This is a genomic window from Candidatus Thiodiazotropha sp. LNASS1 (genome assembly GCF_964212655.1).
Lineage (GTDB): Bacteria > Pseudomonadota > Gammaproteobacteria > Chromatiales > Chromatiaceae > Thiodiazotropha.
The window spans coordinates 4299438-4315921 of record NZ_OZ156465.1; the positions used below are offsets into that span (position 1 = coordinate 4299438).

Below are 16484 nucleotides of genomic sequence, written 5' to 3' on the forward strand. Positions count from 1 at the left end.
CTTTCCCATGAGAGCTGGTCCGGTGCTTGCAAACAGTATTTTGGAGGAGAGTGTGATGACCGAAATGAGCCAAGCCGTCCAAACTGACAATGAGTGCGCGGAAAACCCGTTGCCCGGTTCGGTGACTGACACCGCACCTGCTGTCGATCTGGATCGGGAACAGCACTATCGAATCGGCGCCTACGGCATGTTGGCTCAACTGTTGCGGCAATCCCCGGATCAACTAATGCTCGAAAAGGTCACCGGTTTTGCGACCGTGGAACCAAGCAGGGACGAGTTGGCGTTGGCGATGTCCATGTTGGGTCTATCCGCATCGGATTCGCGGCCGCAAGCGGTGGAGCTGGAGTTTCACGATCTGTTCATCGGCATGGGTCGCGGTGAGTTGGTGCCCTATGGCTCCTGGTATCTTACGGGGTTCCTGATGGAGAAACCCCTGGGCAGGCTGCGGGACGATCTGGCGATGTTGGGATTTCAACGCCAGGACGGTGTCACTGAACCGGAGGATCATGTTGCCGCACTGTGCGAAGTGATGGCAATGATGATCGGCGAAGGCGTCGGTTTCCGTCAGCAATCACACTTCTTCGAATCACATATGGCTGGTTGGCTGGAGCATTTTTTCGCTGATTTGAGTGAGGCGAAAGCTGCTGTCTTCTATCGTGCGGTGGGGCGCTTCGGCGCCGCATTCGCAGCGATGGAGAAACGTTACCTGAGTATGCCCGTGTAGCGCTCTATGTATGTAGCCTGACCGATTGTCACATGACTGAACTGTGAATCCGAGTGGAGGATGATTTCATGAAAAAACAGCTTAAGCAGAAACCGGATCCGAAACGCAGGGCGTTTCTGCGCGGCACTGCGAGTGCCGGTGTCGGCGTCGCCGTCGCGGCCAGCCTGCCCGGTCTGACAACGGCCTCCACGGATGAAGCTTCAAGCGAGTCGGCCAAGACAAAGAAAGGCTACCGCCTGACACCCCATATCGCGGCCTATTACAAGTCCACCGTGAGTTGAGTTTTTCGAGGATACCTGAATGAAACTGCATAAAACCTCCGATCTGGTGAACGACAGCAGTAAAGAGTCGGTTGAACCCGAAAGATCATCCGCCGGTCAGACCATGAGCCGTCGCGACTTTCTGCGTAACTCCAGCCTGATGGCAGGCGGCGCCGCATTGGCCACCGGATTTACCCCGGGCATGATGAAAAAGGCCGAAGCGGCAACAGCCGAAAAGGGTCAGGCGGAGCAGATCAAGACCATCTGTACCCACTGTTCGGTCGGTTGCGGCATCATCGCCGAGGTCCAGAATGGTGTCTGGACCGGCCAGGAGCCCGCCTTCGATCATCCCTTCAATCTGGGCGCCCATTGCGCAAAGGGCGCTTCGGTGCGTGAACACGGGCATGGCGAAAGACGGCTGAAATATCCCACCAAGCTGGTGGATGGCAAATGGAAACGCATCTCCTGGGAACAGGCGATCAACGAAATCGGCGACAAGATGCTCGAGGTGCGCGAGCAGTCGAGCCCCGATTCGGTCTACTGGCTGGGATCGGCCAAGCATAATAATGAACAGGCTTATTTGTTCCGCAAGTTCGCCGCATTCTGGGGTACCAACAATGTGGACCACCAGGCCCGTATCTGTCACTCCACCACGGTAGCCGGTGTCGCCAACACCTGGGGCTACGGTGCCATGACCAACTCCTATAACGACATCCATAACTCCAAGTCGATTCTGATCATCGGCGGCAATCCGGCGGAGGCCCACCCGGTCTCGCTGCAGCATGTGTTCAAGGCCAAGGAGCAGAACAATGCCCAGTTGATCGTTATCGATCCTCGATTTACCCGTACGGCAGCCCATGCCAACCAATACCTGCGGCTTCGTCCCGGTACGGATGTGCCCGTTGTCTGGGGCATGCTCTGGCATATCTTCAAAAACGGCTGGGAGGACAAGGAGTTCATCCGTCAACGGGTTTACGGACTGGAGGAGGTGAAGAAGGAGATCGCCAAATGGACGCCTGAAGAGGTGGAGCGTGTCTCAGGTGTACCTGAGAACCAGGTCTACGCAGCCGCCAAGACTATGGCGGACAATCGCCCCGGCACTTTCATATGGTGCATGGGGGGCACCCAGCATACCATCGGCAACAACAACACCCGGGCCTACTGCGTCTTCCAATTGGCCCTGGGCAACATGGGCACATCAGGAGGCGGGACCAACATCTTCCGTGGCCACGACAATGTGCAGGGCGCCACCGACTTCGGTGTTCTTTCCCACACACTGCCGGGCTATTACGGCCTGTCTAAGGGGGCCTGGGGACACTGGTCCAAGGTCTGGGGTGTGGATTATGACTGGCTCGCCGGCCGCTTCGAACAGGCCAGCTACGAGCAATCCAAGGGCAAGGATGCAATGGTGATGAACACCAAAGGTATCCCGGTATCACGCTGGATAGACGGCGTGCTGGAAGAGAAGGCTAACATTGCGCAAAAGGACAATGTGCGGGTGATGGTGTTATGGGGGCATGCACCCAACAGCCAGACCCGTGGCCAGGAGATGAAGAAGGCCATGGAGAAGCTGGATATGATGGTGATCATCGATCCCTATCCGACCGTCTCGGCGGTCATGCATGACAGGACCGATGGTGTCTATCTGCTGCCCGCCGCCACTCAATTCGAGACCTATGGTTCGGTTACCGCCTCCAACCGCTCACTGCAGTGGCGGGACAAGGTCATTGAGCCGATATTCGAATCCCTGCCGGACCACACCATTATGTATCGCCTGGCGAGCAAGCTTGGTTTCGCCGACGAGTTGTTCAAGCATATCAAGGTCGAGAACGACGAACCCTTGATCGAGGACATCACCCGCGAATTCAACAACGGCATGTGGACGATCGGTTATACCGGTCAGAGTCCGGAGCGCATGAAAAAGCAGCAACAGAACTGGGGAACCTTCGACTATACCAGCCTGTTGGCGGAGGGCGGTCCCTGCGACGGTGAATACTACGGTCTGCCCTGGCCCTGCTGGGGTACGGCGGATATGGGCCATCCCGGCACACCGAACCTCTACGACACCAGCAAACCGGTGGCCAAGGGCGGCCTCAACTTCCGTGCCCGTTTCGGAGTCGAGCGCAATGGTGAAAATCTGCTGGCAGAGGGATCCTATCCGGTCGGCAACGAGATCAAGAACGGTCATCCTGAGTTCACCGCCGACCTGTTGAAAAAACTGGGTTGGTGGGATGACTTGACCCCGGAGGAGAAAAAACTGGCGGAGGGCAAGAACTGGAAGACAGACCGTTCCGGCGGTATCCAGCGTGTCGCCATCAAGCATGGCTGCGCGCCCTTCGGCAATGCCAAGGCCCGGGCTGTGGTCTGGACCTTCCCCGATCCGGTACCGGTCCATCGCGAACCTCTTTATACCAACCGGCGTGATCTGGTGGAGAAGTATCCCACCTACGAGGACCGCAAGTCCTTCTATCGCTTGCCGACCCGCTACGGCTCGATTCAGGCCAAGGACTACTCCAAGGATTTCCCCATCATTCTCACCTCAGGTCGTCTGGTCGAGTATGAAGGCGGTGGTGATGAGTCCCGCTCCAATCCCTGGTTGGCGGAGCTGCAGCAGGATATGTTTATCGAGATGCATCCGCGCGATGCAAACAATGCCGGCGTCAGGGATGGCGAAGATGTCTGGGTCGAGGGCGCCGAGGGTGCCCGCATCAAAGTCAAGGCGCTGGTGACACGGCGGGTGGCGGCTGGTGTGGCCTTTATGCCGTTCCACTTCGGCGGCCACTTTCTGGGTAAGGATCTGCGCAGCAAATATCCCGAGGGCGCGGATCCATACGTTCTGGGCGAAGCCTGTAATACGGCCATGACCTATGGCTATGACTCGGTCACGCAGATGCAGGAGACAAAATGCAGTCTCTGTCGCATCAGCAAGGCGTAACCGGGTTTTAAACAGAGGACACTAACATGGCACGAATGAAATTTTATTGTGATCCGGAACGTTGCATCGAGTGCAATGCATGCGTAACCGCCTGTAAGAACGAGAACGAGGTTCCATGGGGCGTGAACCGCCGCAGGGTGGTGACCATCAATGACGGCGACGAGGGTGAACGCTCCCTCTCGGTGGCCTGTATGCACTGTTCGGATGCGCCTTGCGCCACAGTCTGTCCGGTGGACTGTTTCTATACCACCCAGGACGGCGTTGTACTGCATGACAAGGATATCTGTATCGGTTGCGGTTACTGTTTCTATGCCTGCCCCTTCGGCGCACCGCAGTTTCCCGAGGATGGCGCCTTCGCCACGCGAGGCAAGATGGATAAATGTACCTTCTGCGCCGGCGGGCCGGAGGCCGACAACAGCTCCGAAGAGCATCGCAAGTACGGATCCAACCGACTGGCCGAAGGCAAGCTGCCGCTGTGTGCGGAGATGTGCTCTACCAAGGCGTTGCTGGCGGGGGATTCGGATACCATCTCCGAGATCTATCGCAAACGCATCATCAATCGCAGCGCGAGTGTGATGGCGCGGGGTGTCTCCTATCGCGATGCCTCGTTCCGCGCACCTTACAGTGCCGCCGGCAAGAGCAGTGCTAAAGAGTGATTGCGGGCTAAAGGGAGAGCTGACGTTCCATGTACAGGGTAAGCAACCTTTCTCAGGCCGGCCTTGGCCTCAAAACAGGGGTTTTCCTGTGGCTGCTGTGGTTGCTTCTCCTGCCGTTGGAAACTGTCGCTGATACCAAGCAGCCGAAAGGCATGCCATCGACGATGGTGCTTAATCCTGCCGCGGAATTGTGGCGGGATGTGCGTCAGCGGGATATGCCCATATCAGGCACCACCCAGGTGAAGGGAGTGGATTCGGGTGTGCTGATCAATGCCAATGGCGATAAGTGGCGTAAATTCCGCATGCAGCAGTTGATTCCCATCGGCGGTTACCTGCTGCTGGGTATCCTTGTCGGCCTGGCGGTTTTCTACATGCTACGCGGCAAGGTGAAAATCGTCGGCGGGGCATCGGACAGGAAGCTGCCCCGTTACACCAGCTATGAGCGATTGATCCACTGGTTCATGGCATCGATTTTCCTGTTTCTCGCCATCACCGGCCTGATCATTCTATTCGGCCGCCCGCTGTTGATACCCATCTTCGGCAAGGAGATCTTTTCCATCATTGCATCGGCCAGTAAGGAGGGTCACAACCTGATGGGCCCGCTGTTTATGGTTGCGCTGATCCTGGTGTTTGTAAAATTCGTCCGGCGCAATATCTACCAGAAGGGGGATATGAGTTGGCTGTTACGAGGTGGAGGCATCATCGGTAAGAAGCATGTTCCGTCCAACTTCTTCAACATGGGCGAGAAGAGCATGTTCTGGATGCTGGTGCTGGTGGGCTCGGTGATCGTCATCTCCGGGCTGGTATTGATATTTCCCGTTTTCGGTCAGAGTCGGGAGTGGATGGAGCTGGCCCATGTGGGCCACGCCATCGGCGCGATACTCATGATCGGTGTGATCCTCGGCCACATCTATATCGGCAGCATCGGCATGGAGGGCGCCATCGACGGTATGACGACCGGTTACTGCGATCTTAACTGGGCCAAGGAGCATCACGATCTGTGGGCGACACAGATGGAAAAACGGGGTGAAGCGATAGCGAATGAAGAAGTGAATCGATTCAGTGATCCCGATACGAACGAATACCTTGGCAGAGAGTTACGGGAGGCCGACAAGTGATCGCTCAATTCATCGATGGTCCCCTGTGGATCTTCTCCCTGAGCGTCTTTTTGATAGGCGTCACTTGGCGTATCGTGACGATACTCATGGCGGGCAACAGAAAAGATCTGGCCACCCCCAGAGGAAGCGCTTCCACAGGCGCCATTCGCACTGTCTTCACCCGCTCTGTATATGAACGCAGCGCAGCCACACGTGGACGGCTTCTGCTGATCGCCGGTTATCTGTTCCATATCGGACTCTTCGTGCTGCTCTTCTTCGCGCAGCCACATATCGATTTCATCGCCGAACGGATCACCGGTCTCAGCTGGACCGCGATACCCCATTGGGCCTTCATCCTTTCCGCCGAACTTGCATTTCTGGGTCTGCTGTTGTTGTGGATACATCGTCTGCTCAGTCCGGTGACCCGTCTGCTCTCCGACCTGGATGACCACGTGGGCACTCTATTGGTGTTTTTGGTCATGCTGACCGGCTGTCTGGCATTGGCGCAATCATTCGAAAGTCTGCGCCTGATCCATCTGCTGCTGGCTGAATTGCTGCTGATCTACTTTCCCTTCAGCAAGCTGATGCATACTTTCACCTTTATCTTGAGTCGCGGTTATACCGGCGCAACCATGGGGCGCAAAGGTGTCAACGCATAGCCCGCATTACTCACGCCCTAGGATCCTCCCGCTACGATCGGGTGTGAGTAATGCGGATTAGGGGGGGTTATGAATGAACAGTTTGAGCAGGGCGTAGAGGCGCTGCGCCAGCAGATAGACGCAAGGATCTCATCCTACTTCTCCAGTTGCGTCCACTGCGGACTCTGCGCCGAGGCCTGTCTCTTCTTTACAGAGACGCAAGATCCCCGCTACACACCGATCTACAAGGTGGAACCGATGAAGAAGCTGTGGCGGCGGGAGCATACCTTCTGGGGTAAGTTGGGATCTGTCTTCGGATTGCTTGAATCCCTGACCGAGAAAGACTTTGCCGATTGGGAGACGCTGGTCTATGACAGCTGCACCTTGTGCGGACGTTGCTCCATGGTCTGTCCGGTGGGCAACGACATCACCTACATGATCAGAAAACAGCGGGAGGGTTTTTCCGTTGCCGGTTATGCGCCCGACGGTATGAAGGAGGCGACCCGGCGGGCGTTGAGGATCGGCAGTCCCATGGGTGTCACGCTCAAGACACTCAAGGCCGCTCTGGCGCATGTGGAGAAGGATACCGGACTGCAAATTCCGATAGACAAAAAGGGCGCTGACTATATGACCCTCTTCTCCTCGATGGAGATAGTCAATTTCCCCGAATATATCGAGAGCATTGCACGTATCTTCGATGCGGCGGGGGTCTCCTGGACCATCAGCAGCAAGGCATTCGAGGCCACCAACAGCGGTATCCAGATCGGCAACAAAGAGGCGGCCGCAGAACTGGTCAATCGGGTTGTGATCGCCGCTGAAGAGCTGGCTGTCAACTATGTGATCAGTCCGGAGTGCGGGCATGCCTATACCGCAATACGTTGGGAGGGGCCGAACCTGGTCGGTCGCCACTATCCCTTCGAGGTGATCCATATTCTGGAATTGCTGGAGCAGCTGAAAGCCGAAGGACGTCTGCAACTGGAATACAGGGACAGCACACCGATGACGCTGCACGATCCCTGTCAGATCGTTCGGCGCGGTGGCGTGGTGCAGCAGCCCCGTGAATTGCTCAACAGCGTGGCGGAGAACTTTGTCGAAATGAAAGACCATGGCGTGATGAACTGGTGCTGTGGTGGTGGCGGTGGCGTGAGTGCCAATGAACGTTCCGAGCCATTACGGCTGCATGTGTTCGACCGCAAGAAAAAACAGCTGCGGGAGACCGGAGTAAATACCATTGTCACAGCATGCGCCAATTGCCGCATCATCCTGGAGGAGGGCATAGAACACAACGATATGGACACCGAAGTGATCAGCCTGACCGAATTGGTTGCGGATCATTTGACTGCTTCATCGGAGAAGAAATAGGAGTCCGCAAATGAACGCTAACGAACGCAAATTTAAGAGAATACTTTTTTAAGTTATCTCAATGGTATTTCTCGTTCCCATGCTCCAGCGTGGGAACGCATATATCAGTACAACAACAGAACAAAGTATGAATTCCCGCAAAGGACCGTGGTAATCAGAAGAATATAAGTCTGCAAATGAACGCGAATGAACGCGAATGAACGCAAATTTAAGAGAATACTTTTTTTTCTCGTTCCCATGCTCCAGCGTGGGAATGCATATATCAGTACAACAACAGAACAAAGTATGAATTCCCGCAAAGGACCGTGGTAATCAGAAGAATAAAAGTCCGCAAATGAACGCGAATGAACGCAAATTTAAGAGAATACTTTTTTAAGTTATCTCAATGGTATTTCTCGTTCCCACGCTCCAGCGTGGGAATGCATATATCAGTGCAACAACAGAACAAGGTATGAATTTCCGCAGAGGACCGCGGTAACTAGAAAATTTACTTTATTTGCGTTTATTCGCGTTCATTTGCGGACTATTCCAGCCAATCTTCTACGGTGGTTTCCGCCTATGAATTGCCCTTTTTTATAGGGTTATAGATGTTCAACATATGCTGTACTTGAATTGTCTTACATCACAAGGGAGTCACTTGGCTGTTTGCAGCGAAACCGACGAGGGCTTCCGGTCAATAAGTTAAAATCCAACAATTTCCTGGGGGTCATCATGTCCTCTCGTATCAATAAATTTTTTATTGCCATGCTGTGGCTTGCACTCTATGCGCCGCAGATCAATGCCGGCACACCGGCGCCTGACGGCGTCATGCTCTATATCATCTCGCCGGCCAACGGTGAACAGGTGAACAATCCGGTCACTGTGCGCTTTGGATTGAAAGGCATGGGTGTCGCGCCCGCGGGTATCGAGCGCGAGAAGACCGGTCATCATCATCTGCTGATCGATGTGGAAGCGATGCCGGCCATGGACAAACCCTTGCCGTCGGATGAGAACCATCGCCATTTCGGAGGCGGCCAGACAGAGGTCACTCTCGATCTTGCCAAAGGTACCCATACCCTGCAGCTGGTGTTGGGCGATAAGGATCATATCCCGTTCGATCCGCCCATCCTTTCCGAAAAAATCACTATTACGGTGAAGTGAATAGGGTTTGCAGTTAGTGGTGAAAGAGTAGGAGCCGCAAATGAACGCGAATCACCGCTAATTTACGCCAATAGTATATTGATAAAACAGTTGTCCTCAATGGTATGGACTCCTCCCCCGCCCAACACTTAGGTTAGGGTGGGAGAGTTAGTCAGCGAAACCGGGAGCCCATACCATGAAAAATACTACCACTATCAGCATCGACTTAGCGAAAAACGTTTTTCAAGTTGCCGTATTCAACAGGCACGGCAAGCTCAAATCGAACCAGAAGATGAGCGCCAAAAAGCTGGGGCTTTTAGTCACACGGCACCCAGAGGCGAACATCTGCATGGAGGCCTGCGGTTCCGCCCACCATTGGGGAAGACGGTTTATCAAGGAAGGCCACGAGGTCTATCTGGTGCCGGCACATATTGCCGCCAAATACCGTAGTGGCAACAAAAACGACCCGAACGATGCACTTGCCATTTACGAGGCCGCCAAAAGGCCGGAGACCCACTTTGTTGCGGTGCGTACGCTCGCACAACAGGACCTGGCGAGCCAGCATAAACTGCGGCAAGGTTACATGAAGCAACGTACCCAGCTGGCCAACCGGATGCGCGGGTTCGCCCTCGAATATGGCGTCAAATTTCCCAAAGGCATCAGCCAGCTGCGCCGCCACGTACCGGAGGCGTTGGAGGCGGCCGAGAACGAACTGACGATGATCGCCAGAAGCATCCTGAGGAACCTGCTGGAGCAGCTGTTATCGCTGGATGTGCTGATCAAAGAGATCACCCAGGCGTTAACCTGGCAGACCCGACAGTTACCCGCTTGCCGGGAACTGTTTCGCATGCCCGGTATCGGCTGGCTGGGGGCTGGCGCGCTGTACGCCAAGTTTGGGGATGGCGCGGCTTTCCGGCGTGGACGCGACGCCAGTGCCAGCGTTGGGCTGGTCCCTGGCCATCGAGGGACTGGGGGTCACAACAAAACGACGGGCATCTCCAAACGCGGGGACAAATACCTGCGTTACCTGCTGGTACACGGTGCCCGTTCAGCGGTGAGCAACGTTGGAGACAAACAAGACGGCTTAAGTTGCTGGATCAGGAGACAACGGGCCATGCATTCCATAAACAACACGAGCGTCGCTTTAGCCAATAAACTGGTCAGAATGGCCTGGGCCATTTTGAGCAGTGGCGGTCAATACCGAGTACCTGTCGCTCAGTAACAGCGGTATTGATGACAACAAAAGCACGGTTGTAAGCCGAGTATTAGCGATCGAAATTGATGGAAAAGTGCAGAATATTAGCGCACCAGGCAAAACCTGATGGGAACGATGGCAGAAAAAGCCTCCCCCTCGATAAGGAGCCTGGTAACGATGGATGACACCATTAAGGCCAGGGGTAGCTCCCCATTGTAAAGACCGGATATACGTGAACTCGCTAAATTCTCTCTATCCAGCAAAAAGGTTGCAATACATTGAGGAGTCCATATACGTTCCCACGCTCCAGCGTGGGAATGCAGACATCAGCGTAACAACAGGACATGTTATGGATTCCCACGAAGGACCGTGGGAACCAGAAGAAAACCTTTCTACCATTCGCGAATATTTGCGGTGATTCGCGTTCATTAGCGGCTAATCTCTTAAAGCAGAGCCTTTTCCCCGTTACGTCTTCGTAGATATTCAATCGCAATCCCTACCAACAACCCCAAGGCAACATTCAGCAGCAGGCAGACCAGTCCGGTGATGACAATAACCGGCAGGTTTTCCCGAGAAACTTGTGTCAACTCTTTGCTCATTGCAAGATCCAATCCGGCGAAAACCAGCAGTGCGCCAACCGCGGCAAGAGGAATCAACAACAGCAGTTGCAGGGCGTTCGGCCCCAACAGCAGGCCGATGGAGAGACAGGTGATACCGAATATTGCAGGTGCCAGGCCGGTGCGGGCACCGAACCTGTGCTGCACCACCAGGCCCCCCGCGCCATGGCAAATGGGAAAGGCGCCCAGTGGGGCCAGAAGCAGATTAAGCACACCGGTACTCATGCCAAGCTGCTGGGGGGTGATCGGTCGCGCTTGATCCTCAAAAAGACGTCTTGCGATAGCCGCGGTTACGATCATTGCGTTGGTCAGGGTCAGGGCGAGTTGTGGCAGCAGGATTGTTTCAGCCGATGTCCAGGCATCGGACCAGTCGATACTGACCCATTGGGGCAGATAAAAACCGATGGCAATCTCCGGCATCTGGCCAGGTCGGTCAATGCCGCTCCAGATGGCGCTGCCAAGAATGACCAGGATGGCGGCAACGGGTTTGAACCGTGTCGGCAGCAGCAGGAGTAATAGAACCAGTGACATCAGGCCGATCATGGGCTCCTGCAGTATCAACTTTGCCCCGGCCCAGGCAAGGATCAAACCGACACCCAATTGAATCCCGGTGAGCACCGATTGAGGTATCATTTTACCGATACGCGAGACGAGTCCCGTGAGCGTCAACAGGAGAACCGTTGCACCCAGAAGCAGGCCGGTGACGGCGATGGTGCCGGCTGTGAGGTTGTCTGCGATGACAACGGCCGCTACCGCTTTCATCGGTTGTACAGGGATGGGACGACGGTAGATCGCAGCGACCGCTAGGGCAAACAAACCGAAGCCTATGAACAATCCTGACGGATCCATCAAGTGCAGTGTGAGCACGGCGATTACAATGGGCAGGAAAGTGCCAAGATCGGCGAATGCGCCGGATAGTTCAGCGGCTACCTGTTTTGTTGTAAACGTCTTCAATGTGTTGTTGCTTTTATAAAAACCGGTATATTTTGCTCATTAAAATATAATCGTAGCAGTTGTGTCGTGAAACGCAGCCTTATCGGATTCAGGTGGATTCAAAATGAGCAAGGTGCTGTTGTATAAACCAACGACTTGTTCCAGATATCCTCAATATCAGGTTAGGATTATCCAATATGTATCGATGTAAAATGTTTGCCGTTGCACTCGTCACCCTGGCGTTTTCCGGTTTGGCCGAGTCGGATAGGAGTGATGGCTTCAATTTCATCCCCCTCGACGCGTCCGCCAATTCCGCCGATTGGATACCGGCTTCTCCCTGGAAAGTGCCAAAGGGCTTTAAGCAGTGGGCGGTCTCCGACGAGACCGACCTGAATATCTACGATGGCGGCCGCAATGACTGGCATGACATGAATACGGTGAATGAGACCGGACCTGAGAAAGGCCGTTATCTCTACCGGACCCATGAACTGCGCAGCCCGAACAACCAACCGGAAGGCGGCTCCGTCAGTGTGGTCGATCTTAAGAGCGGCGAGACCCGCATCCTGGCGCAGGCCCCCGACTATGACGCCCTCGACGGTATCCGCTGGACTCCCTGGGGCACCATCCTGTTTGCCGAAGAGGTTACCGGCGGCCGTCTGTTCGAACTCTTTCTGGAGGATGACCTGACAAAGGCCAGGAAGGTTGTGGACAGGCCCCTTCTAGGTCGTCTTGCCCATGAAGGCATAGACCTGGACCGCGACGGCAATGTCTATCTGGTGGATGAGTATCGTGGCCGTACCTCAGGTTGCAGCGGCGTCACACCTTGCGGCGGAGGTGTCTACAAGTTCGTGCCCGATGTTGCGGGTGATCTCAAAGCCGGTTCACTCTATGCCTTGAAGGTGAACGGCATGGATGGTGTTGGTCTGGGCGAGTGGGTTGGTCCCATCGATCCCCTGAAAGCCAGGGAATCGGGCAGCGTCGCGGGTGGTCAGAGCTACCAGCGTCCCGAGGACCTGGAGATTATCGGGGATACCCTCTATGTCGCCATCACCGAGGGGCCCAGAGATACGAAAGTCGATAGGCGCGGTCGGCTCGTCTTTACCTCCGAACTCTACGAGGGGCGCGTTATCGCCATCGATCTTCGCACCATGCAGGTGAGCAATTTCGTCAAGCCGGGGGTGAATGCGCCGGTGGAGATCGGCAGGCCGGGCGAGCCGGGTCACCGGTCGGGTTTCGACAGCGTGGACAACCTTGCTGAAGCGCCGAATGGCGACCTTGTGATGATCGAGGACAACAATCCATCGGATATCTGGTTCGCCAGCCAAGTGACCAATGAGTTCGGGGCATCCCGATCCGTCGCCCTGTTTGCTTCCCTGACCGATCCCGATGCGGAGGGCACGGGTATCTACTACAGCCCCGAAGATCCCGGCACCTTGTATGTCAATGTGCAACATTCGGCCGCGGACGACGGCGACGGCACCTGGGCTATCAGTCGTGAAGAACGCAAGGGAAAGTAGGCAAAGAATGCGCAGCGCAGGAATAGTCAAAGAGATGATAAATAACAGTAATGACAAGGATGTGCGTTCTTGACCGAGTGAAGACTCCACCGTCGGGACTGGGGAATTGATTTAGCCGCGAATGGACGCTAATCACCGCAAAATCACGCAAATTTATACGGGACAATTTTAATATTCATCTAAAATGTAATCCCTCTCTATTTCGGCTTGCTGCGATGAATCAATGAGAGCAAATAAGCCATATCTTCATGGCGTCGATTTGCGGTGATTAGCGTCCATTCGCGGCCTTTTCTTCCCAGTTCATAGCCGCTTGATCAGAGGAAGAACCGTTGGGATCACGACTGGAAGAGGGCTCATCCACCCATTCACACTAAATTTCACACTGCCGTCATGAAGGTGTGGTAGTTAGCCAAGGCGGATTCGCTCCTGCTGACGTTGTGATGGGATTCTGATTGCATAGCCCGCATGATGAGGCTTATATTAACTGTCAATATCTACCCGACTACCCATCGAGCTCAGCCATGTGATGGCGGACAAGACTAATGGGATTAGAGAAACTAAACAGACTTGAGCAAAGCGAACCCATTAACTCAAAACTAAAAACTCAACACTCAAAACTATTGAGAAGTCGCTAATACGATGGCTGAGTAAGGTGGGTAACCAGGAAAACTCTGACAAATCTTACCAAGGGGGCTTCTTTTGAAAGCGAAGATTGGCATAAATGGCTTTGGCCGTATGGGGCGTCTCGCGCTACGAGCCGGCCGGGATGAGGATTCGCTGGCGTTTGTACGCGTCAACGAGATCGCCGGCGATGCGGTCTGCTCGGCCCATCTGCTGCAGTTCGATTCGGTGCATGGCACCTGGGATGTGGCGTGTGCCGCCCAGGGAAGTGAGCTTGTGGTGGGGGAAGATCGCCTCGCTTACAGCTCGAACCCTGATATCGCCACTACCGACTGGTCAGATTGCGACATCGTCATCGAGGCCACCGGCAAACACCACAAGCAACCGCAGACCCTGCAGACCTATTTCGATCAGGGCGTGAAAAAGGTCATCGTCGCCGCGCCCACCGAAGGGGCGCTGAACATCGTCTACGGCATCAACGACGATCGTTACGAGCCGGAAAAGCACCACTTGATCACCGCCGCGTCCTGCACCACCAACTGTCTGGCGCCGGTGGTCAAGGTGATGCATGAAAAGGTCGGGATCGAGCAGGGCTGCATGACCACCATCCACGACATCACCAACACCCAGATCATCGTCGACAAGGGGCACAAGGACCTGCGCCGCGCCCGCGCCTGCGGCCAGTCCCTGATCCCCACCACTACCGGCTCGGCGAAGGCGATCACCAAGATCTTTCCCGAGCTCGAGGGCAAACTGAACGGCCATGCGGTGCGGGTGCCGCTGCTCAACGGCTCCCTCACCGATTTCGTCTTCCATGCCGCCCGCGATGTCACGGCGGAGGAGATCAACGGGTATTTCAAAGCGGCGGCGGAAGGCGAACTGAAGGGCATTCTCGGTTACGAGGAGCGGCCCCTTGTTTCCGTCGACTATGTCAACGAGGCGCGTTCATCCGTGGTCGACGCCCCATCCACCATGGTGGTCGATGGCTCCCTGGTGAAGATCTACGCCTGGTATGACAACGAGTGGGGCTACGTCAATCGGCTGGTTGACCTCACACGCAAGGTGGTGGGCCTCCTCTGATGGAGCAGGGACTGCGCAACTACCTGGTCGTCACCGGCGGCTACTGGGCCTTCACCGTCACCGACGGCGCCATCCGCATGCTGGTGGTGCTCTACTTCCACCTGTTGGGCTACTCACCCTTCGAAGTGGCGATGCTGTTTCTCTTCTACGAGTTCTTCGGCATCGTCACCAACCTGGTCGGTGGTTGGCTGGGCGCGCGAATCGGTCTCAACCTGACCATGCACATCGGCATGGGGCTGCAGGTGGTGGCGTTATTGCTGCTCACCGTGCCCGATCCCTGGCTCTCGGTGCCCTACGTGATGTTCGCCCAGGCCCTCTCGGGCATCGCCAAGGACCTGAACAAGATGTCGGCTAAGGCATCGGTGAAGACCATGGTAAAGGACGGCAGCGAGACCAAGCTGTTCAAGTGGGTGGCGGTGCTCACCGGGTCCAAGAATGCCCTCAAGGGCGGCGGCTATTTCATCGGCGCGGCACTGCTGGAGCTGGTCGGTTTCCGCGGCGCATTGGCGATACTGGCGGCGATGCTGCTGCTGGTCCTGATCGTCACCGCCTTTCTCCTGCCCAGCGGTCTCGGCAAGATGAAGTCGAAGCCGAAATTCACCCAGGTCTTCTCCAACATCGCCGCCATCAACTGGCTCTCGGCGGCACGTTTTTTCCTCTTCGGCTCCCGCGATGTCTGGTTCGTGGTGGGCCTGCCGGTCTTTCTCTACCAAGTGCTTGGCTGGACGTTCACCCAGGTGGGCGGTTACATGGCGCTCTGGATCATCGGCTACGGCATCGTCCAGGCCAGCGTGCCCAGGCTGGTCAAACGCAGCCACCACGGCCAGGGCCCGGGCGGCGGCACGGCAAGGCTCTGGGCCTTCCTGCTGGCCCTGTTCCCCATCGCCATCGCCGCCGGATTGAACATGGGCTGGCCCGCCGACTATGTGCTGGTGATCGGCCTGATCCTCTTCGGCGCGGTCTTCGCCGTCAACTCCGCCGTCCACTCCTATCTGATCCTGGCCTACTCCGATCACGAAAAAGTGGCGATGAACGTGGGCTTCTACTACATGGCCAATGCCGGCGGACGGCTGTTGGGCACGGTACTCTCGGGGCTGATCTATCAACTTCACGGACTCACCGGCTGCCTCTGGTGGTCGGCGGCCTTCGTGCTTGCTGCGGCCCTGCTTTCGTTTGGGTTGCCGGAGATTAAAAGGGAAGTGGTGAGGCAGCAGGAATAATATCCGGCTGGCGTGATATTAAATATCGGTGAAGCCTCCCAATTAATGCATGTGGGCATGCATATCTCTACTTCATGACTTTATTCAGAGGACAACTTTGTCGGCTGACTTCACCCTGTATAACCTCAAATACTTCCTAGGGATGAGAAGTATTTTTATTCCTAATACGACTTAAAAAAATGCTGAATCGCGTGATAGGAAGCAACTTGCCCGTAAAGCCGCGATAGCGTTTTCCCGACTGGATGGGTGTGTCGTGGGATAATGACTGGTAAGCTGATGAAAATTAGTGTAGAAAATTAATTAAACAGGGAGGTTGTTCAATTCTGATCCCAATCTTCCACGCGTAGATAGCAGGCCTGTTGCATGTTTTGTTTCGTGCAGGTTGCCTTCTATCCGACAGAATTAAGCGGGATAGCGGGCAGATTGCACGCCTAATTACTTGAATAGGTGGGTTATAAGGCAAATTGCCTTTTACTTAAATGTTATACACAACAAGGGAGTTAATAATGA

At 55.3% G+C, this 16484-nt stretch carries 13 protein-coding genes; 12 read left to right on the forward strand and 1 reads right to left on the reverse strand.

All coding sequences use genetic code 11. The features are described 5' to 3' along the window. The first annotated feature begins 55 nt into the window (after positions 1–55). The 9 genes from AB8516_RS19205 to AB8516_RS19245 all read left to right on the forward strand — a co-directional run bounded on the left by AB8516_RS19205 (position 56) and on the right by AB8516_RS19245 (position 10013). The gene (locus AB8516_RS19205; RefSeq protein WP_369162778.1) at positions 56–724 is read left to right on the forward strand and encodes a molecular chaperone; all 669 of its coding nucleotides are present in this window, start codon (positions 56–58) and stop codon (positions 722–724) included. A gap of 68 nt (positions 725–792) precedes the next feature. Next, entirely contained in the window at positions 793–1005 is a 213-nt protein-coding gene (locus tag AB8516_RS19210; RefSeq protein ID WP_108289253.1) for a hypothetical protein, read from the forward strand. A 19-nt stretch (positions 1006–1024) separates the two neighbouring features. After that, positions 1025–3919 (forward strand): molybdopterin-dependent oxidoreductase, encoded by a 2895-nt coding sequence (locus AB8516_RS19215; protein ID WP_369162779.1) that lies wholly within the window; start codon positions 1025–1027, stop codon positions 3917–3919. A gap of 26 nt (positions 3920–3945) precedes the next feature. After that, positions 3946–4575: a formate dehydrogenase FDH3 subunit beta gene (gene fdh3B, locus AB8516_RS19220; RefSeq protein ID WP_108289251.1), complete on the forward strand. Its 630-nt coding sequence runs from the start codon at positions 3946–3948 to the stop codon at positions 4573–4575. Positions 4576–4604: 29 nt separating this feature from the next. Then, complete coding sequence (locus tag AB8516_RS19225) at positions 4605–5693, forward strand: formate dehydrogenase subunit gamma (RefSeq protein WP_369162780.1); 1089 nt, start codon at positions 4605–4607, stop codon at positions 5691–5693. Further along, positions 5690–6331, forward strand: a complete 642-nt coding sequence (locus tag AB8516_RS19230) for a hypothetical protein (protein WP_369162781.1) — start codon at positions 5690–5692, stop codon at positions 6329–6331. The genes AB8516_RS19225 and AB8516_RS19230 overlap by 4 nt, the downstream gene beginning before the upstream one ends. 69 nt (positions 6332–6400) lie before the next feature. Further along, complete coding sequence (locus AB8516_RS19235) at positions 6401–7672, forward strand: (Fe-S)-binding protein (protein ID WP_369162782.1); 1272 nt, start codon at positions 6401–6403, stop codon at positions 7670–7672. 711 nt (positions 7673–8383) lie between these two features. After that, complete coding sequence (locus AB8516_RS19240; protein WP_369162783.1) at positions 8384–8812, forward strand: DUF4399 domain-containing protein; 429 nt, start codon at positions 8384–8386, stop codon at positions 8810–8812. A gap of 175 nt (positions 8813–8987) precedes the next feature. Further along, positions 8988–10013 carry an IS110 family transposase gene (locus AB8516_RS19245; protein WP_369162784.1) on the forward strand — a complete coding sequence of 342 codons (1026 nt, stop codon included), beginning with the start codon at positions 8988–8990 and terminating at the stop codon, positions 10011–10013. A 416-nt stretch (positions 10014–10429) separates the two neighbouring features. Here AB8516_RS19245 and AB8516_RS19250 read toward each other — a convergent pair whose 3' ends face one another. Continuing rightward, the gene (locus tag AB8516_RS19250) at positions 10430–11557 is read right to left on the reverse strand and encodes a putative sulfate/molybdate transporter (protein ID WP_369162785.1); all 1128 of its coding nucleotides are present in this window, start codon (positions 11555–11557) and stop codon (positions 10430–10432) included. A 176-nt stretch (positions 11558–11733) separates the two neighbouring features. Here AB8516_RS19250 and AB8516_RS19255 point away from each other — a divergent pair, with 176 nt between their 5' ends. The 3 genes from AB8516_RS19255 to arsJ all read left to right on the forward strand — a co-directional run bounded on the left by AB8516_RS19255 (position 11734) and on the right by arsJ (position 15974). Continuing rightward, the gene (locus tag AB8516_RS19255; RefSeq protein ID WP_369162786.1) at positions 11734–13053 is read left to right on the forward strand and encodes an alkaline phosphatase PhoX; all 1320 of its coding nucleotides are present in this window, start codon (positions 11734–11736) and stop codon (positions 13051–13053) included. A 699-nt stretch (positions 13054–13752) separates the two neighbouring features. Then, positions 13753–14754, forward strand: coding sequence for an ArsJ-associated glyceraldehyde-3-phosphate dehydrogenase (locus tag AB8516_RS19260; protein ID WP_369162787.1), 1002 nt, complete (start codon positions 13753–13755; stop codon positions 14752–14754). After that, positions 14754–15974, forward strand: a complete 1221-nt coding sequence (gene arsJ / locus AB8516_RS19265; RefSeq protein WP_369162788.1) for an organoarsenical effux MFS transporter ArsJ — start codon at positions 14754–14756, stop codon at positions 15972–15974. The genes AB8516_RS19260 and arsJ overlap by 1 nt, the downstream gene beginning before the upstream one ends. Positions 15975–16484: the final 510 nt, after the last annotated feature.